This window comes from Rhodanobacter sp. B04, from assembly GCF_002001125.1.
Classification (GTDB): Bacteria; Pseudomonadota; Gammaproteobacteria; order Xanthomonadales; family Rhodanobacteraceae; genus Rhodanobacter.
In genome coordinates, this window is sequence record NZ_MUNV01000005.1 from 552,851 (window position 1) to 571,394 (window position 18,544).

The 18,544-nt window shown below is 64.3% G+C and carries 18 protein-coding genes; 7 read left to right on the forward strand and 11 right to left on the reverse strand.

What is annotated here, in order from left to right; all coding sequences use genetic code 11:
• The first annotated feature begins 6 nt into the window (after window positions 1-6).
• Together B0E46_RS02360 and B0E46_RS02365 are read left to right on the forward strand one after the other, a co-directional pair.
• Complete coding sequence (locus B0E46_RS02360; RefSeq protein ID WP_077554062.1) at window positions 7-591, forward strand: porin family protein; 585 nt, start codon at window positions 7-9, stop codon at window positions 589-591.
• Window positions 592-829: 238 nt separating this feature from the next.
• Window positions 830-1,426: a porin family protein gene (locus B0E46_RS02365; RefSeq protein ID WP_077554063.1), complete on the forward strand. Its 597-nt coding sequence runs from the start codon at window positions 830-832 to the stop codon at window positions 1,424-1,426.
• Window positions 1,427-1,527: 101 nt separating this feature from the next.
• Here the strand turns inward: B0E46_RS02365 and B0E46_RS02370 are convergent, their stop codons facing one another.
• From B0E46_RS02370 to B0E46_RS02385, 4 genes are all read right to left on the reverse strand, one after another.
• On the reverse strand, window positions 1,528-2,532 hold the full coding sequence (locus tag B0E46_RS02370; RefSeq protein WP_077554177.1) for a class I fructose-bisphosphate aldolase: 1,005 nt from the start codon (window positions 2,530-2,532) through the stop codon (window positions 1,528-1,530).
• A gap of 141 nt (window positions 2,533-2,673) precedes the next feature.
• Complete coding sequence (locus B0E46_RS02375) at window positions 2,674-3,105, reverse strand: energy transducer TonB (protein ID WP_077554064.1); 432 nt, start codon at window positions 3,103-3,105, stop codon at window positions 2,674-2,676.
• A gap of 116 nt (window positions 3,106-3,221) precedes the next feature.
• On the reverse strand, window positions 3,222-4,691 hold the full coding sequence (gene pyk / locus B0E46_RS02380) for a pyruvate kinase (protein ID WP_077554065.1): 1,470 nt from the start codon (window positions 4,689-4,691) through the stop codon (window positions 3,222-3,224).
• A gap of 135 nt (window positions 4,692-4,826) precedes the next feature.
• Window positions 4,827-5,654 carry a S1/P1 nuclease gene (locus B0E46_RS02385; protein WP_077554066.1) on the reverse strand — a complete coding sequence of 276 codons (828 nt, stop codon included), beginning with the start codon at window positions 5,652-5,654 and terminating at the stop codon, window positions 4,827-4,829.
• Window positions 5,655-5,837: 183 nt separating this feature from the next.
• Between B0E46_RS02385 and gap the strand changes: the two genes are divergently transcribed.
• Both gap and B0E46_RS02395 read left to right on the forward strand, forming a co-directional pair.
• Window positions 5,838-6,842 (forward strand): type I glyceraldehyde-3-phosphate dehydrogenase, encoded by a 1,005-nt coding sequence (gene gap, locus B0E46_RS02390; protein ID WP_077554067.1) that lies wholly within the window; start codon window positions 5,838-5,840, stop codon window positions 6,840-6,842.
• Between the two features lie 145 nt (window positions 6,843-6,987).
• On the forward strand, window positions 6,988-7,407 hold the full coding sequence (locus tag B0E46_RS02395; protein WP_077554068.1) for a group III truncated hemoglobin: 420 nt from the start codon (window positions 6,988-6,990) through the stop codon (window positions 7,405-7,407).
• 43 nt (window positions 7,408-7,450) lie between these two features.
• On the opposite strand, the gene tpx is transcribed toward B0E46_RS02395, so the two are convergent.
• A complete protein-coding gene (tpx, locus tag B0E46_RS02400; RefSeq protein WP_077554178.1) occupies window positions 7,451-7,951 on the reverse strand; it encodes a thiol peroxidase in 501 nt (166 codons plus the stop codon).
• A gap of 260 nt (window positions 7,952-8,211) precedes the next feature.
• Between tpx and B0E46_RS02405 the strand changes: the two genes are divergently transcribed.
• Window positions 8,212-8,748 (forward strand): DUF2058 domain-containing protein, encoded by a 537-nt coding sequence (locus tag B0E46_RS02405; RefSeq protein WP_077554069.1) that lies wholly within the window; start codon window positions 8,212-8,214, stop codon window positions 8,746-8,748.
• Between the two features lie 145 nt (window positions 8,749-8,893).
• On the opposite strand, the gene B0E46_RS02410 is transcribed toward B0E46_RS02405, so the two are convergent.
• Genes B0E46_RS02410 through hppD form a run of 3 tightly spaced genes read right to left on the reverse strand, consistent with a single transcriptional unit; the run spans window position 8,894 to window position 12,379 of the window.
• On the reverse strand, window positions 8,894-9,880 hold the full coding sequence (locus tag B0E46_RS02410; protein WP_077554070.1) for a fumarylacetoacetate hydrolase family protein: 987 nt from the start codon (window positions 9,878-9,880) through the stop codon (window positions 8,894-8,896).
• A 34-nt stretch (window positions 9,881-9,914) separates the two neighbouring features.
• On the reverse strand, window positions 9,915-11,273 hold the full coding sequence (gene hmgA, locus B0E46_RS02415) for a homogentisate 1,2-dioxygenase (protein WP_077554071.1): 1,359 nt from the start codon (window positions 11,271-11,273) through the stop codon (window positions 9,915-9,917).
• A gap of 11 nt (window positions 11,274-11,284) precedes the next feature.
• Complete coding sequence (gene hppD / locus B0E46_RS02420; protein ID WP_077554072.1) at window positions 11,285-12,379, reverse strand: 4-hydroxyphenylpyruvate dioxygenase; 1,095 nt, start codon at window positions 12,377-12,379, stop codon at window positions 11,285-11,287.
• A 111-nt stretch (window positions 12,380-12,490) separates the two neighbouring features.
• On the opposite strand from hppD, the gene B0E46_RS02425 reads away from it, so the two are divergent.
• Window positions 12,491-12,961, forward strand: coding sequence for a MarR family transcriptional regulator (locus B0E46_RS02425; protein WP_077554073.1), 471 nt, complete (start codon window positions 12,491-12,493; stop codon window positions 12,959-12,961).
• Window positions 12,962-13,023: 62 nt separating this feature from the next.
• On the opposite strand, the gene B0E46_RS02430 is transcribed toward B0E46_RS02425, so the two are convergent.
• The 3 genes from B0E46_RS02430 to B0E46_RS02440 form a co-directional block, all read right to left on the reverse strand.
• The gene (locus B0E46_RS02430; RefSeq protein WP_077554074.1) at window positions 13,024-14,532 is read right to left on the reverse strand and encodes a peptide MFS transporter; all 1,509 of its coding nucleotides are present in this window, start codon (window positions 14,530-14,532) and stop codon (window positions 13,024-13,026) included.
• A gap of 191 nt (window positions 14,533-14,723) precedes the next feature.
• Complete coding sequence (locus B0E46_RS02435) at window positions 14,724-16,223, reverse strand: oligopeptide:H+ symporter (RefSeq protein WP_077554075.1); 1,500 nt, start codon at window positions 16,221-16,223, stop codon at window positions 14,724-14,726.
• 78 nt (window positions 16,224-16,301) lie between these two features.
• The gene (locus B0E46_RS02440; RefSeq protein ID WP_077554179.1) at window positions 16,302-17,150 is read right to left on the reverse strand and encodes a tryptophan 2,3-dioxygenase family protein; all 849 of its coding nucleotides are present in this window, start codon (window positions 17,148-17,150) and stop codon (window positions 16,302-16,304) included.
• Between the two features lie 308 nt (window positions 17,151-17,458).
• On the opposite strand from B0E46_RS02440, the gene pdhA reads away from it, so the two are divergent.
• Window positions 17,459-18,544: a pyruvate dehydrogenase (acetyl-transferring) E1 component subunit alpha gene (pdhA, locus tag B0E46_RS02445; protein WP_077554076.1), complete on the forward strand. Its 1,086-nt coding sequence runs from the start codon at window positions 17,459-17,461 to the stop codon at window positions 18,542-18,544.

Genomic DNA, 18,544 nt, shown 5'->3' on the forward strand with positions numbered 1-18,544 from the left:
TCCCCCGTGAAAAAGACACTACACGCTATGGCCCTTGCCACCGCCGTTTTGGCGACCATCCCAGCTGCGTTTGCCCAGGACACCGCTCCGACCGCCCAACAGGGCTGGTATGTCGGCGCCAACGCCGGCTATTCGGACTTGAGCAAGGGTCCTTACGACAATGGCGCACCCGATGGTGGCGTAAAGGGCGGTTATCGCTTCGCGATCAATCCGGAAACCTCGCTCGGCATGGAAGTCGGCTACCAATATCTGGGTCGCGTCAGCGCCCGTGGCCTGGCCGGTGATGATTCGGCCAAATCGAAGCTGCGCGGCACTACCGCCGGCCTTGACCTGCGCTACAACCTCAGCCCGAGCTGGTACGGCGAGCTGCGTGGCGGTGCGTTCTACGCCCAGGGCGAAGGTCTCACCGACGCGGCAAGCCCCACCTTCACCCAGTTCAACCGCACTCGCTACTACGCCGGCGCCGGCGTGGGCTACAACATCACCCCGCAGTGGAGCCTGGGCCTGAACTACGACTACTACAACGGCACCGGCAAGAACGTCGAACTGCAGACCAGCGCCTACAACGTCAGCGCGGAATACCGCTTCTGATCAGCTCTTGCCTGCCGGCCACACCAGAAGCGGGCGCAGCAGCGCCCGTTTCTTCGGTAAGTCAAGTATTTGCCCATAACTTAACTCAAGATTAATACTGTACTTATGAGTATTGAATCTTCCCGTGGCAACTCCATCTAACTGTGAGTGCTTGCCGAACTCTGGTTTGGCCACACCCGGCGTCGCGCCCACTCCCCTACCGGCCGGCGACCGCTTTTGTCATAACAGGAGACTCTCCATGAGAAAGACACTTATTGCCCTCGCCCTCGCCGCCACCGGTGCACTGGCCATTCCTGCCGCCTTCGCGCAGAACGCACCCGCCGACAACGGCGGCTGGTTCGTCAATGGCAGCGTCGGCCGTACCGCCATCAATCAGGGCCCGTACGACAACGGCCATGACACCGGCTATGCGCTCAATGGCGGCTACCGCTGGTCGCTGGCACCGAACTTCTCCCTGGGTGGCGAAGTGGGCTACAACGACCTTGGCAACATCCGCGCCAAGAACATCTTCAACAGCCAACCGGTGATCGCCCCGGGCAAGTCCCAGCTGCATGGCTGGACTGCAGGCGCCAACGCCCATCTGGATCTCAGCCCGAACTGGTACCTCAGCGGCCGCGCCGGCCTCTATAGCTGGACCGGACACGGCCTGAGCAACGACGTCAACCCGGTCAACAAGGGCCTGAGTGACAACAGCTGGTACAGCGGTGTCGGTGTGGGCTACAACATCACCCGCAACCTCAGTGTCGGCCTGAACTACGATTACTTCGACGCGAAGAAGCACAATGTCGATCTGAGCACCGACATGGTCTCGGCCAGCGCGGAATACCGCTTCTGATCGGTTGATCGAGGTCTGCAACGAAAACGGGCGCCGCAAGGCGCCCGTTCTTTTTCTACCTCAGCAGGCCTGGACGGCCTGCTGAGTGCGCTTTCGCGGGATCAGCCCTTCCACTGACCCAGCGCAGCCAGGCCGTTGTCGCGAGCGCGGGCGTGCACGGTTTTCTGCGCTTCGGCGTAGTTCGCCTTCATGTCCTTCGCCCACAGTTTCAGCGCCGCCTGCTGCATGGCGCGACCGTACGAGAACGACAGCGGCCACGGGTGCGGGCCGATTTGGTTCATCGCGTTCAGATGCGCGGTGGACTGCAGGTCGGTCTGGCCGCCGGACAGGAACACGATGCCCGGCAGCGAGGCCGGCACGGTGGTCTTGAGCACGCGCACGGTGGCCTCGGCGACTTCCTCGACGTCGACCTGCTCGTCCGAATCCTTGCCCGGAATGACCATGCTGACCTTCAGGATGGTGCCTTCCAGCATCACGTTCTGCTCGTACAGCGCGTTGAACAGGCTGCGCAGCACGGCCTCGTGCACTTCGTAGCTGACCTCGATGCTGTGGTCGCCGTCCATGATCACTTCGGGTTCGACCATCGGCACGATGCCCGCTTCCTGGCACAGTGCGGCGTAACGGGCCAGCACGTGGCAATTCGCCTCGATCGCGGTGGAGCTGGGGTTGTCTTCGGAGATGTTGATCACCGCGCGCCACTTGGCGAACTGCGCGCCCAGCTTGGCGTATTCCTGCAGGCGCTCGCGCAGACCGTCCAGGCCTTCGGTGACCACGTCGCCGGGGAAGCCGGCCAGCGGCTGCGGGCCCTTGTCGACCTTGATGCCCGGGATGATGCCGAGCTTCTTCATCAGCTGGGTGAACGGCACGCCGTCCTTGGTCGACTGGCGGATCGTCTCGTCGTACAGGATCGCGCCGGAGATGTGCTCGTTCAGACCCGGCGTGGTCAGCAGCAACTCGCGGTAGGCGCGGCGATTCTCTTCGGTGTTCTCGATGCCGACGGCCTCGAACCGCTTCTTGATGGTGTTGGTCGACTCGTCGATGGCGATGATGCCCTTGCCGGGCGCGACCATCGCCAGGGCGATGCTTTCGAGATCTTCAATACTCATGGCGACTCCGTAGTGCGCGAACGGCAACGCCCGCACAAGGTTGAAGCCGCCTCGATGACGAAGCGGCATGGTTCAAAACGACGATTATAAGCCAGATCGGCGACAGCGGCTGCGCAGCCCCGCGTCGAGACCAGCGTCACTTCAGGCGGCGTAGCCCGGCAGCTTGCAGGCATCCACCAGCTGCTGGTGTTGCGCCTTGTCCTCGGGGGCGTTGAACAGCACCACGTAATACGTATCGATCGGCTCGGCGATACGGTTGCTCAGCGATGGGCCGTAGCGGAAGTTGGATATCGCACTGCGCGCCGCCGGGCCAAGATCGCTCTTGGGCATCAGCTTGACCACCTGCACGTTCATCGGCACGCCGTCGGAGCCGATCGTGTAGGTCACCGCAACGCAACCGGGCTTGTCCAGGTTCAGCCCGCTGTTAGGCGCATCCATCTGCACCTTGGGATTGATTTGTATCCAGTAACGGTAGAGGTCCTGTTGATCGACCTTGCGCGTCTGCGCCAGTACCGGCGCCACAAAACCCAACGTCAAAGCCAGCACCAGAGCCGGGCGAACTATCGTTTTCATGGCGACCTCCTGGGCAGGGCGGGGAAACCCTGATGCATACAGTTTAACCGTCCTGCGCAATGCTGGCGTCAGGGACGATCGCGCACCGCGCATTGAGGCACGCGACTGCCGCCGGATCAGAGGTCGCGCAGACTTTCGACCATGCCGTCGGCACCGACCGAGAGCAGCTTCAAGGTATTGGTGCCACCACCCTGCCCCACATGGTCGCCATGCGTAAGGACTACACGATCGCCTTCGCTCAGGCGACCTTGCGCGAACAGCTGCTGCACCGCGGCGCGGGCGGTGGCCGCCGAATTCAGGCCTACATGGGCAAACTCGACGGGCTGCACGTCACGCAGCATGAGCATGCGCCGGCGCGCACCGGCCAGCGGAGACAGTGCATAGATCGGCACCGCGGTGCGGTAGCGCGACAGCCATTGCGCGGTGGCACCGGACTCGGTCAGTGCGACGATCGCACGCACGCCCAGCTGTCCGGCGAGCAGCATCGCGGCCAGGGCAATCGCCTGATCGGTGCGGTCGAGGCGGTGGCCTGCGGAAGCCAGATCCTCCTTCGGCTCGAACTGGCGCTCGGCACCCAGGCAGATCCGGCGCATCGCCGCCACGGCCTTGTCCGGGTGCGCACCGGCAGCCGTCTCTTCCGACAGCATCACTGCATCGGTGCCGTCGATCACCGCGTTGGCCACATCGAGCACCTCGGCACGGGTCGGGATCGGCGAGCGCACCATCGACTGCAGCATCTGGGTGGCGGTGATCACCGCGCGGTTGTGCGCCACCGCCTCGCGGATGATCTTTTTCTGCAACCCGGGCAGCTCGGCGTCGCCGATCTCCACGCCCAGATCGCCGCGCGCCACCATCACCACGTCCGACGCATCGATGATCTCGCCCAGCACCGGAATCGCGTCGGCGCGCTCGATCTTCGCCACCAAGGAGGCATCGCCACCTGCCTCGTGCAGCAACCGACGCGCCTGATGCATGTCTTCGGCCGAACGCACGAACGATACCGCCAGGAAATCGGCACCGATTTCGGCCGCCAGTTTGATGTCGGCCTTGTCCTTGTCGGACAGCGCCGTCACCGAGAGTCCGCCGCCCTGCCGGTTCAGGCCCTTGCGGTTGGACAGCTTGCCGCCGATCAGCACCCGGCAGCGCACCTCGGCGCCAACCACCTCCAGCACGGTCAGTGCGACCAGGCCGTCATCCAGCAGCAGCACGTCGCCAGCATGCACGTCCTGCGGCAACTCGTAGTAGCTCACACCCACACGGGAGGCATCGCCGGCTGGCGCATCGGGACGGCAGTCCAGCACGAACGGTGCGCCGTCGACCAGTTCCACCGGCCCGTTCGCAAACGTCTCGATGCGGATCTTCGGCCCCTGCAGGTCAGCCAGGATGCCGACTTCGCGGCCGGCCGCCGCCGAGGCTGCGCGCACTGCGTTGGCCCGCGCGCGGTGATCGTCGGGCTGGCCGTGCGACAGATTCAGGCGAACCACGTCGACGCCTTCGGCGATGATTTTCTCGAGCATGCCCGGCACGTCGGTGGCGGGGCCAAGGGTGGCCACAATCTTGGTGCGGCGTAGGGGAGTGTTAGTCATGCTGTCGAGGCTAGCAGATGCGAGCCGTGGCGCCAGCCCTGAAACGTATGCGATGGATGTCTGGGTGTCCAGACACGACCCAAACCAGGCCAGGTGAGTAGGCCGCAAGAACGCCTTGCGGCACTCCTTGGCGCTTCAGCGCACTGGTGCTGCCGGCGTCAACGTGAGGTTGAGCACCTCGGCCAACCGCCGGCCGGCCTCGCGCAGGCGCTGGTCGGCCACGGGCAATTCGGCATCAACATACGCCGAGTTGATCTGGTGGTCGGCCGGATAGAAATCCGCTGCCGCCGTGATCCGACAGGACTCTTCCGCCCACTGGGCGTAAGGGTTGTCCAATGGTGCGATCGGCAGCGGCAGTGCCACCGGCACCGGTGAGTCCAACTGCTGCGCATAGGCCTGCCAGTCAAGGTGGCGGGTACCCAGCATGCCCGAGTCCCATACCTTGTGTAGGTTGCTGCCCTTGCCGTCGAACTGCACCTGGTAGGTATTGCCACCCTTGTCGTCGCGATAACCCGCATGCAGCGGCTGGTGGATGTCGCCCACGAAATGCACCACGAACTTCAACGCCTCGCGGCGCGCGGCATCCGGCTGGCTGCGATCGCCCAGCACGCCGACGTAATACTGCAACCCGGCCACCACGCAGCGACCGTCGCGGCAATCACGCGGCGGCACGTAATCGCAATCGCCGTCATGGAAATTGATGTAGTGCTGGCTACGGGTCTGCTTCCACAGGGCTGCACGCGCCGGATCGTCCTGGATCTGGTCAGGCCAGTTCGCGATGTCGGCCAGCGACGTGGTGTGTTCCGGCGCCAGCAATCGCTCGACCTCGGCCTCGGCCGCTGGACTGAGATGCCGCTGCGCCAGTTCGGCGACCACGCTGTGGCCTAATGGCCCCCATGCCTGCGCGGGCGCTATGACAAGGCAAGCGAGCAGAACGGTGGTGGCGCTGCGAGTGAAGCTCATGGGAATGATCCGGCAGGACATTTCAAACAGTCTGCCACAGTCGGCTTGGAACTTTGTGCCCCGCCGTGGTGGCGCCGCTCGCCGGCGGCGGCAAGCGCCAGGTCGCGATTGGCTGTAAAATCGCGGCTTTGCCGGCCGCCAGTCGCGGTCACGTTTTCATTCCCATCTGGAGGACGCCCCCTCATGACCATCAAGGTCGGCATCAACGGCTTCGGCCGCATCGGTCGCAACGTGCTGCGCGCTGCCGTGCAGAACTTCGGCAACGACATCGAGATCGTGGCGATCAACGACCTGCTCGAGCCGGACTACCTTGGCTACATGCTCAGCTACGACTCGGTGCATGGCCGTTTCAAGGGCGACGTCAAGGTGGAAGGCGGCCAACTGGTGGTCAACGGCAAGACCATCCGGCTGACCCAGGAGCGCGATCCGGCGGCGCTGAAGTGGGGCGACGTGGGCGCCGACGTGGTGATCGAGTCCACCGGGCTGTTCCTGGACAAGGTCACGGCGCAGAAGCATCTGGACGCGGGCGCGAAGAAAGTGATCCTGTCGGCGCCGTCGAAGGACGACACGCCGATGTTCGTGTTCGGCGTCAACGACAAGAAGTACAACGGCGAGGCAATCGTCTCCAACGCCAGCTGCACCACCAACTGCCTCGCGCCGCTGGCCAAAGTGCTGCACGACAAGTGGGGCATCAAGCGCGGCCTGATGACCACCGTGCACGCCGCCACCGCGACGCAGAAAACCGTCGACGGCCCGAGCAACAAGGACTGGCGCGGCGGCCGCGGCATCCTCGAAAACATCATTCCCTCCTCGACCGGTGCCGCCAAGGCCGTCGGCGTGGTGATCCCCGAGCTCAACAAGAAGCTCACCGGCATGTCGTTCCGTGTGCCGACGTCGGATGTCTCGGTCGTCGATCTCACCGTCGAGCTGGACAAACCCGCCACCTATGCCGAGATCTGCGCCGAGATGAAGTCGCAGAGCGAAGGCGCCCTGAAGGGCATCCTCGGCTACACCACGGACAAGGTCGTCGCCACCGATTTCCGCGGCGATGCACGCACCTCGATCTTCGACGCCGAGGCCGGCATCGCGCTCGACGATACCTTCGTCAAGCTGGTGAGCTGGTACGACAATGAGTGGGGCTACTCGAACAAGTGCCTGGAAATGGTGCGGGTGGTCGCGGCCAAATAAGCCGGGCCTTTTCCGAGATGAAAACCGCGCCAACCGGCGCGGTTTTTCGTTGATCGCGCGAATCGTCAATCACCGCCGCGACACCGCCTGCGCAGCGGCGATACGCCGCACGGGTCGACCGCGGGTACGTCCTATCATGGATGGCATGGACACCTCATCCATCCTCGACGAGGCAGGCATCGCAAGGCTGGTCGACCGCTTCTACGACAAGGTCCGTACCGACCCGCTGCTCGGCCCGGTATTCAACGCGGCCGTGCACGACTGGGACGAACACAAGAAGTTACTGACGTCCTTCTGGTGTTCGGTGGCGTTGCGCGCGAACAGCTACCGCGGCAATCCGATGGGCGTCCATCGCGCTCAGCCGGCGATCCGTCCCGGACATTTCGAACGCTGGCTCGCGCTGTGGCGAGAGACCACACCCGAAATACTGGATGAGGCCGGTACAGCGCAAATGACCGAATACGCCGAACGTATCGGCCGAAGCCTGCGTCTGGGTCTGAATTTGCCGGAACATCTGCAAGCACGACCGCTCGGTATCCCGATCGTGGGACAGTCTCGGAAGTGAACCCGCAAGGCGTGGGCTCGGTGCCCACGCCTTGTCCATAGCATCAGCTCAACGCGGCCAAGGCCGCATCATAGTCCGGCTCATGCGCGATCTCGCTGACCAGCTCGGCGTGAATCACGTTGTCATGTGCATCCAGCACCACTACCGCGCGTGCGGCCAAGCCAGCCAGCGGGCCGCTGGCAATTGCCACGCCGTAATCGTTGAGGAACTGATGTCCGCGCATCAGCGACAGATTGACCACCCGGCTCAGCCCTTCGGCACCGCAAAAGCGTGCCTGCGCAAACGGCAGGTCGGCCGAGATGCACAGCACCACGGTGTTGTCGAGCTGGCTGGCCGACTCGTTGAAATGCCGAACGGACATCGCGCAGGTCGGCGTATCGACGCTCGGAAAAATATTCAGCACCTTGCGCTTGCCCGGAAAATTCGACAGCGTGACGTCGGACAAGTCGCCGCCGACCAGGCTGAACGCCGGTGCCGGCGTACCCACCGACGGAAACTGGCCATTGATGCTGATTGGCTGACCCTTGAGCGTGACTGTGGACATGATGCACCTCGCTAGTAACTGGCTGCTACGGAATCCGGCCTGCAAGTAGAACATGGCCGTGACCAGAAAGACGAGGCCGAACATCGCAGGCATGCCGAAACGGAGGGACGCCCACCCCGCGGTCTTGGCCAGTTTCGCCAACGGGGATCGGGCCAGTTCGTCATGCTGGCCTATGGACGAAGAATCAGCCACGAGAACCGGATGTGGGCCACGCCGGTACAATCACACCTGCGATCCTGCCCAGCCACCTCATCGTCCGCATGCGCAATCCCCTGCAAGAACAGCTGCTCAAAGCCGGCCTGGTCAACAAGAACAAGGTGGCCCAGGTGGTGCGCGAGCAGACCAAGCAGCGCCAAGGCAAGGCGCCGGTGGCGCCTGCCACCGAGCAGGTCGATGCGCAGCGGCTGCAGGCGGAGCGTGCCGAGCGCGATCGCGCGCTGGCGGCCGAGCGCAACGCGCAGGCGCGCGCCAACGAGCAGCGCATACAGATCCACCAGATCGTCGAGAGCCACAAACAGAAACGCGAAGGCGAGATCGCCTACCGCTTCACCGATGGGGACACGATCCGCAGTGTGCTGGTGAATGAGGCGCTGCGCGCGCAGTTGGCCAGCGGCACGCTGGTAGTCGTGCGCCACGACCAGGGCTACGAACTGCTACCCCGCGCCGCCGCGGACAAGGTCTACGCACGCGATGCGGCGATGATCGTGCTCGACCATGGCCGCAGCACCGCTGCCGGCAACGATAACGACGACGAGTACTACAAGCAATTCCAGGTACCGGACGATCTCATCTGGTAGCGGTTGCTCCATCCAAGGATTCCGTTGACCATGCCATCGCCGCGCCAGGCGCTATATGGTGCGCCTTCACAACCCACCGCTCTAACCGCATGTTGCGCGGGCCCGCCCATGACAGGGCCCGACATGGGCCCTGTCAATGATGGCATCAGCCTTGGTAAGGCACGACCTGCTGCTCGATCGAACCGAAGATCGAAGCGCCCATGGCATCGGTGATATCGATCTTCAGGCGGTCGCCAAACTTCAGGAACGGCGTGCTCGGCTGGCCGTCGCGCAATGTCTCGACCGTGCGCTGCTCGGCCAGGCACGACGCACCCTTGCCGGTGTCCTCGTTCGCGATGGTGCCCGAGCCGACGATCGTGCCGGCGGTCAGCGGCCGCGTCTTCGCCACGTGGGCGACCAACTCGGCAAAGCTGAACTGCATGTCGACGCCGCACTCGGCCTCGCCGAACCACGCACCGTTCAGCCAGGTGCGCATCGGCAGGTGCAGCTTGTCGCCCTGCCACGCGTCGCCCAATTCATCCGGTGTCACCAGCACCGGCGACAGCGCCGAACGCGGCTTGGACTGCAGGAAGCCGAAGCCCTTGGCCAGTTCGTTCGGGATCAACCCGCGCAGGCTCACGTCGTTGACCAGGCCGACCAGCTGGATGTGCTCCGACGCCTGCGCCGGCGTCACCGTCATCGGCACGTCGTCGGTGATCACGATCACTTCGGCTTCCAGGTCGATGCCGTAATCCTCGCTGGGCACGACGACCGGATCGCGCGGACCGAGAAAGCCGGCGCTGGTCGCCTGGTACATCAGCGGATCGGTGTAGAACGACTTCGGCACCTCGGCACCGCGGGCGCGGCGCACGCGCTCGACGTGCGGAAGGTAGGCCGAACCGTCGACGAACTCATACGCGCGCGGCAGCGGCGAGGCGAGTGCCGTCATGTCCAACGCAAACGCGCCGCTGGCCCTGCCCTCGTTCAATTCGTCCGACAACGCGTTCAGCCGCGGCGCACTGTTGGACCAGTCGTCCAGCGCGGCCTGCAAGGTCGGCGCGATGGCGCCGGCCTTCACCGCCTTGGTCAGATCGCGGCTGACCACGATCAGCGTACCGTCGCGGCCGCCTTCCTTAAGACTTCCCAGCTTCATGTGTTTCTCCAGACAGAACGGTGCGGCGAATGACTTACGCCTGCGACGGATCGAAATGCTTGCGGATGCCCTGCCAGCATTCGTGATAATTGCCCTGCAGCTGCGGGGATGCCAGTGCCTGCTGCGTGGGCCGGATCACCTTGCGCGTCTCGAACATGAAGGCCATGGTGCCGCCGATCACGTCCGGCTTCGACAGGTCGGCCGCCGAGGCCTTCTCGAACGTGGCCGCATCCGGGCCGTGCCCGCTCATGCAATTGTGCAGCGAGGCGCCACCGGGCAGGAAGCCTTCGGCCTTGGCGTCGTACACGCCGGTGATCAGGCCCATGAATTCGCTGGCCACGTTGCGGTGGAACCACGGCGGACGGAACGTGTGCTGCGCCACCAGCCAGCGCGGTGGGAAGATCGCAAAATCGATGTTCGCCGTTCCAGCGGTGTCGCTCGGCGCGGTCAACACGGTGAAGATCGACGGGTCGGGATGGTCGTAGCTGATCGAACCGATCGTGTTGAAGCGGCGCAGGTCGTATTTGTACGGCGCGTAGTTGCCGTGCCAGGCGACCACATCGAGCGGCGAGTGGCCGATCTTTGCCGACCACAGCGCGCCCTGGAATTTCGCGATCAGCTCGAACGCGCCTTCGACGTCTTCGTACGCCGCATGCGGGGTGAGGAAGTCGCGCGTATTGGCCAGGCAGTTCGACCCGATCGGACCCAGATCCGGCAGGCGCAGCAGCGCGCCGAAGTTCTCGCAGATATAGCCGCGTGCCGCTCCTGCGCTTCCTGCGCCCGCGGCACTCGCACTTCCATGTGCATCGGCCTCGCTGTCCACCAGTTCCACGCGAAAGCGCACGCCGCGCGGGATCACCGCGATCTCCTGCGGCTCTACGTCCAGCACGCCCAGCTCGGTGGCCAGTCGCAAGGCGCCTTGCTGCGGCACGATCAGCAGCTCGCCATCGGCGTCGTAGAAAAACCGCCCCTGCATCGAACGGTTCGCCGTATAGACATGGATACCCATGCCGGCATGCTCGCTGGCACTGCCGTTGCCGGCCAGCGTCACCAGGCCATCGACGAAATCCGTCGGCCGGGACGGCATCGGCGACGGATTCCAGCGCAGCTGGTTCGGCGTGGCCGGTGCCTCGTCGAAACGGTTATGGAACGTGGCATGCGCCAGCGGCTCGAATGGCTGATGCACTGCCGCCGGACGGATCCGGTACAGCCAGCTGCGTCGGTTGCTGTGGCGCGGCGCGGTGAATGCGGTGCCCGACAACTGCTCCGCATACAGCCCATGCGCCACCCGCTGTGGCGAGTTCTGTCCCTCCGGAAGCACGCCAGCGATCGCCTCGCTGGCGAACTCGTTGCCGAAGCCGGATTGGTAACCGTTGCTGACCATCGTCCCCATGTAGCCGCTCCTTACAGGAATCCGCGCTTCATCTGGTCGCGCTCGATCGACTCGAACAGCGCCTGGAAATTGCCTTCGCCGAAGCCTTCGTTGCCCTTGCGCTGGATGATCTCGAAGAAGATCGGGCCGATCGCGTTCTGGGTGAAGATCTGCAGCAGCTTGCGCTGCTTGGTCTCCAGGTCGGCGTCGATCAGGATCTTGTTCTTCGCCAGCCGCGGTACGTCTTCACCGTGATTCGGCACACGCACGTCGATCACTTCGAAGTACGCGTCCGGTGTATCGAGAAACTCCACGCCAGCGGCGCGCATTTTTTCCACCGTGGTGTAGATGTCGTCGGTGAAGCAGGCGATGTGCTGGATGCCTTCGCCGTGATACGCGTCGAGGTATTCGTTGATCTGGCTCTTCGGGTCACTGGATTCATTGAGCGGAATGCGCACCACGCCATCCGGCGCGGTCATCGCCTTCGACACCAGGCCGGTCTTGGCGCCCTTGATGTCGAAGTAGCGGATCTCGCGGAAGTTGAACAACCGCTCGTAGTAATCCGACCACTTCTGCATGTTGCCGAAGTACAGGTTGTGGGTCAGGTGATCGATGAAGGTCAGACCGAAGCCGGCCGGGTTTTGATCGGCACCTTCGATCGGCGCGTAGTCGGCGTCGTAGATGCTGCCGGCGCTGCCGTAACGATCGATCAGGTACAGCATGCAGTCGCCGATGCCCTTCACCACCGGCGCATTCACCGCCTTGCTGTCGGCCTTGTCGGTCACCGCCTCGCCACCGTTGCCGAGTACCGTGGCCAGCACATCGCCGGATGGTTTCTTGAAGCGGATCGCGAACCCGCAGGCGCTGGGGCCGTGCTTTCCGGCGAACTCGGCAGCGAACGAATCCGGGTCTTCATTGACCAGGAAGTTCACGCCATTCTGCCGGTACACGGTGATCGGCCGTGCCTTGTGCTTGAGCACGGCCGTGAAGCCCATGCGCTTGAACAGGTCGTGCAGCTCGCCGGCGCGCCCCGTGGGCGCGGCGAACTCGACGAACTCGAAACCGTCGATACCCATCGGGTTCTCGAAGGTGGTGACCTGCATGCCAAGGTTCGGCTGGGCGTTCATGGCGCTCTCCTGTGTGTCGGTGCACGATGGCCGGCACGCGAGCGTGCCACCATCGGGATAATCCTCACGTTATAGTTTCATATGAAACCATTTGCAAGGAACACCGCCGCAATGCCTGCCAAACGCCAGCCTGTCCCCGCCACTGCCGAGCACGCCCCGCTGCAGCTGGAGCATTTCCTGCCCTACCGGCTGTCGATCCTGTCCAACACGATCAGCCAGGCGATCGCCGACGACTACCAGCGCCGCTACGACATCTCGGTGACCGAGTGGCGGGTAATGGCGGTACTGGCCCGTTTCGACGGGCTGTCCGCGCGCGAAGTGGCCGAGCGCACCGCGATGGACAAGGTGGCGGTGAGCCGTGCGCTGGCGCGGCTGGTCGAGGCCGGGCGGGTCAGCCGCGCGATCCACGACGACGACAAGCGCCGCTCGGTACTCAGCCTCACCGAGGCAGGTTGGGTCATGCACGATGAGGTCGCACCGATGGCGCGTGCGCGCGAACGCGAGGTACTGGCGAGGCTCGACGCCGAGGAACGCCTTTGGCTGGAACGCATCCTCGACAAACTGCAACCGGCGAAGCCCTGAATGCTGCGCCAGGAAGGGCGGCCCATGGCTGCCCTTCCTGGTGGCGATTCAACCCGACTGGATCAGCGTATGCCGTGCATCAGCCGGTTGATCAACGGCGCGACCAGGAACAGCAGGATGCCGCCACCCAGCAGGATCCAGAAACCCATGGTGTAGCCGGACAAGGCCGAGCCCACGGTCATGCCGCTCTCGCCGCTGACATGTCCGGCGAACAGGCCGGCCAGGTTGTTGCCGATGGCGGTGGACAGGAACCAGCCGCCCATGCCGAGTCCGACCAGCCGCACCGGCGCCAGCTTGGTCACCATCGACAGGCCGATCGGCGACAGGCACAGTTCCCCGGCGGTCTGTAGCACGTAGCACAGCACCAGCGTCCACAACGGGATCATGCCGTCGTCGCCGACCAGGCTGGACAGGGCGTACATAAGCACGGCGAAACCCAACGCGTTGCCGATCAGGCCGAGCCCGAACTTGCGCGGAATCGAGGGCTCGATGCGACGCTTGTCCAGCCACGCCCACACCAGCGTCACCAGCGGCGCCAGCAGCACGATGGCGACCGGATTGACCGACTGGAACCAGCCGATCGGGAACTCCCAGCCACCGAACATCCGGCGATCGACGATGTGCTGGGCGAGGAAGTTGAACGAACTTCCCGCCTGCTCGAAGAACATCCAGAACAGCACGTTGAAGGTGAAGATGATCAGCATCGCGATCACCCGCTGGATCTGCACCCGGCCGGTGCGGATCGCCTCGACCACCAGCATCACGCCCACGCCGAGGAACAGCGCGGTCAGCAGCCACTGCAACACCACGGCGCCGGCCTTGTCCATCAGCAGGTAGACCGACGGAACCGCCACCAGCACACCCAGCGCGACGTAGACCACGCGCATCGGGCTGGCGATTTCCGGCGCCGGCATGCCGACGTGGCCGAGCTGGCGACGACCGAACCAGAACCACACCAGGCTGATCAGCATGCCGACACCCGAAGCGGCGAACACCACGTGGTAGTTCTGGTGGCCTGGCGTGCCGAATACCTTGGTCGCCAGCATGCTGGTCAGCACCGGCGCGATCAGCGCACCGGCATTGATGCCCATGTAGAACAGGGTGAAGCCTCGATCGCGACGCGAATCGCCCGGCGCATACAGCTGCCCGACCATCGAGGAAATGTTCGGCTTGAACAGGCCGTTGCCGACGATGATCGTGGCCAGCCCGAGCATGAAGGTCGAGTGGTTCGGCACCATCACCATGAACAGGCCGGCCGCCATCACCACCGCGCCGAGCAGGATCGAGCGCTGGTAGCCGATGATCTTGTCGGCCACGTAACCGCCAAACACGGCGGTGGCATACACCAGCGCCAGGTAGGCGCCGTAGGTGCGGCTGGCCGAGGCCTGGCCGGCGCTGTCGCCATCGAAGAACTGCGCCACGATGTACAGGGTCAGCGCCCAGCGCATGCCGTAGAACGCGAAGCGCTCCCAGAACTCGGCCATGAACAGCATCCACAGCGGCCGCGGATGGCCCAGCAACTGCGGATAATCGGGCGCGGCGCGCGGCGTCGTGTCGGTGGTCTGGCTCATGGGGTTTCCTGCTGGCGGGTCGGCACGTCACGTGCGGATACGTAAATTTTTGCGAAAGGTGTAACCGCTGAGCGCCGTTGGCGTCAAATGCAGTGCAGCACGATGCGTCGGTTTCGCGCCGGAATGCGCGCGACAAAACGAAGAAGGGCGACCCGAGGGCCGCCCTTCTCATGCCGATGGCGGGCGCCCGGTCAGCGCACGCCGTGCATCAGCTTGTTGATCAGCGGCGAGATCAGCAACAGCAGCCCGCCCGAGCCGGCCAGCAACCAGAAGCTGAAAGTGAAGCCGCTCAGCGCCGAACCGACGGTCATGCCGCTGTCGCCGCTGATATGCCCGGCCAGCAGGCCGGACAGGTTGCCGCCCACCGCCAGCGACAGGAACCAGCCGCCCATCGCCAGACCGACCAGCCGCGGCGGCGCCAGCTTGGTCACCATGGAAAGTCCGATCGGCGACAGGCACAGCTCGCCCACCGTCTGCAGCACGTAGCACAGCACCAGCGGCCAGAACGGAATCAGGCCGTGTGCACCGAGCAGTCGCGACAAGGCATACATCAGCACCGCAAAACCCAGTCCGTTGAAAATCAGGCCAAGGCCGAACTTGCGCGGGATCGACGGCTCGCTCCGGCGCGCCGCCAGGAAACTCCAGACCACGGTGACGATCGGTGCCAGCACGATGATCGCCAGCGGGCTCACCGACTGGAACCAGCCCACCGGGAATACCCAGCCGCCGAACATCTTCCGGTCGACCAGGTTCTCCGCCAGGAAATTGAACGAGGTGCCGAGCTGAAAATAGAACATCCAGAACAGGATGTTGAAGGCGAAGATGACCAGCATCGCCAGCACCCGATCGACCTGCACCCGGCCATGCCTGACCGCCTCGACCAGCAGCATCGCCGCCGCGCCGGCGAACAGCGCCCCCAGCATCCACGACAGACCGGTGGTGACGAACGCCAGCAGCAGGTATACCAGCGGCACCGCGACGAGCATGCCCAGCAACACCCACGCCACGCGCATCCGGCTGGCCGCCTCCGGCGCAGGGCGACCCACGCCCTGCAGGCCACGCCGTCCGAACCAGAACCACAGCAGGCTGAGCAACATGCCGACGCCGGCGGCACCGAACACGATCCGGTAGTTCTGCTGCATCGGCGTGTCGGTGAAATAGCTGGCCATCCAGCCGGTCAACAGCGGCGCCAGCAACGCGCCGCCGTTGATGCCCATGTAGAACAAGGTGAAGCCGCGATCGCGCCGCGGATCATCGCGGCCGTACAGCTGGCCCACCATCGAGGAAATGTTCGGCTTGAACAGGCCATTGCCGACGATCACCATCGCCAGCCCGAGCAGGAACACGTCGCGACTGGGCAACATCACCACGAACAGGCCCAGCGCCATCACCAGCGCACCGAGCAGGATCGATCGCTGGTAGCCGATGATACGGTCGGCCACGTAGCCGCCGAATATGCTGGAAGCGTAGATGAGTGCGGTATACGCACCGAAGATGCTGCTGGCCCAGGCCTCGCCGGACGCGTCGCCATTGTAGAAATGCGCCACGATGTACAGCGCCAGCGCCCAGCTCACGCTGTAGAACGCGAAGCGCTCCCAGAACTCGGTCATGAACAGCATCCACAATGGACGCGGGTGGCCGAGCATTTGCGGATAGTCCGGCGCGGCGCTTGTCTCGACAGTCTGGTTCATGGATTTCCCTGGGCGATTCATCTCGGAAAGTGCAAGCCGCCGCTCGCTCGCGCGAGGTCAGCGACGCCGTCGCGCAGCTCAGCTACCCAGCACGGTGCGCACGTCCAGCAGTTCGGGGAAGAACTCCAGATCCAGTGCCTTTTTCAGAAAGCTGACGCCGGATGAACCGCCGGTGCCGCGGCGCTGGCCGATGATCCGTTCCACCGTCTTCATATGGCGGAAACGCCACAGCTGGAAACTCTCCTCCACGTCCACCAGCTGCTCGCACATGTGGTATTCCGGCCAGAAACCCGAGCGCTGCTCGTAGATGCGCTTGAGCACCGGCAGCAGCGCGTCGTTGCGATGGTGCGGCTGGGTCCAGTCGCGCTGCAATTGTTCGGCTGGAACCGCATGTCCACGCCGTGCCAGATAGCGCAGGAACTCGTCATACAGGCTTGGCGCTTCAAGCACGGCCGACAACGCTGCGTGTGCGGCTGGGTCGTGTGCGAACACCTTGAGCATCTGCGCATTCTTGTTGCCGAGCAGAAACTCGATCATGCGGTATTGCAGCGACTGGAAGCCCGACGACGGCCCGAGTACGCCACGGAACTCCAGGTATTCGGATGGCGTCAACGTCTCCAGCACCGCCCATTGCTCGAACAGCTGGCGTTGGATCTGCTTCACCCGCGCCAGGATCTTCAGGCAGGCATCGATATCGTCGACCCGCAAATGCGCCACGGCCGCCTTCAGCTCATGCAGCAGCAGCTTCATCCACAACTCGGCCACCTGGTGCTGCACGATGAACAGCATCTCGTCGTGATGCGGTGGCTGGCTCAGCGGCTGCTGCGCAGACAACAGAGTCTCCAGGCGCAGGTAGCCGCCATAGCTCATCTGCCCATTCAGATCCGTCTGGATGCCGGCCTCGATGTCGCGCTGGTTGTCGCTCATGGTGTCCCGCTGTGCTTCAAAACGGCCATGGTAACGGTTGTCGCACGGCAAGGGCTTGATCCGCTGCAGGAGAATCGCACCTGCAAGGCTGCTGGCCGAGTTGCTCGACGCGCGGCCATCCATCGAGACACCTTGCAGACGCCCGCTGGATTGCCATTCCGTACGCCTGCGAATGCTGCGCTGTACCTTGCAGTGCAACATGCCAGCCTGTTATCAAGCGCGGTCTTGTCCGGACATACGGCCGCCACCCACCCCCGGTAAAATGCCTGTCCAGTGCCTTCCCTCTCTTCCTCACCCCGGAGCGAGTCGTGACCATCGCCGCCAAGTTTGAAATTGAATACCTGCAGTACCTCGATGCCGAGGGCAAGCAGGTCCGTGACGATCTGCCCGAGTTCGCCAAGGACCTCGGCCACATGGTCGAGCTGTACAAGCTGATGCTGTCGACCCGTGTGTTCGACGCCAAGTCGATCGCCCTGCAGCGCACCGGCAAGCTCGGCACCTATGCCAGCTGCCTTGGCCACGAGGCCGCGCACGTCGGCATCGGCAGCGCGATGCGACCCGAAGACGTATACGCGCCGAGCTATCGCGAATATGGCGCGCAGCTGTATCGCGGCGTGCAGCCGCGCGAGGTCTACATGTACTGGGGCGGCGACGAGCGCGGCAACGACTATCAGAAGGAGCCGGCACGCCACGATTTCGCCTGGTCGGTACCGATCGCCACGCAGTGCCTGCATGCCGCCGGTTCCGCGCTGGCGTTCAAGATCCGCGGCGAGAAGCGTGTGGCCGTGTGCACGATCGGCGACGGCGGCTCGTCCAAGGGCGACTTCTACGGCGCCATCAACATCGCCGGCGCACAGAACCTGCCGCTGGTGGCGGTGATCGTCAACAACCAGTGGGCGATCTCGGTACCGCGCAAGATCCAGTCCGGCGCACCGACGCTGGCGCAGAAGGGCATTGCGGCCGGCCTATTCTCGATCCAGGTGGACGGCAACGACATCATCGCCGTGCGCAAGGCGATGGAAGACGCGCTGGAACGCGCGCGCAGCGGCCAGGGCGGCAGCGTGCTGGAGTTGGTGACCTATCGCCTCGGCGATCACACCACCGCCGACGATGCGCGTCGCTACCGCGGCGAGCAGGAAGTGAAGGACGGCTGGGCGAAGGAGCCGATGGTGCGCCTGCGCAACTGGCTGGTCGCCAAGGGCGTGTGGGACGACGCGAAGGAAGAGGCCTGGAAGGCCGAGTGCGACGAGTGGATGGACAACGAGGTGAACGCCTACCTCGAGACCAAGACGCAGCCGGTCTCGGCGATGTTCGACTACACCTTCGCCGAAGTCCCCGCCGATCTCGCCAAGCAGCGCGATTACGTCCTCTCGCTTGAAACCAAGGGTCATTGA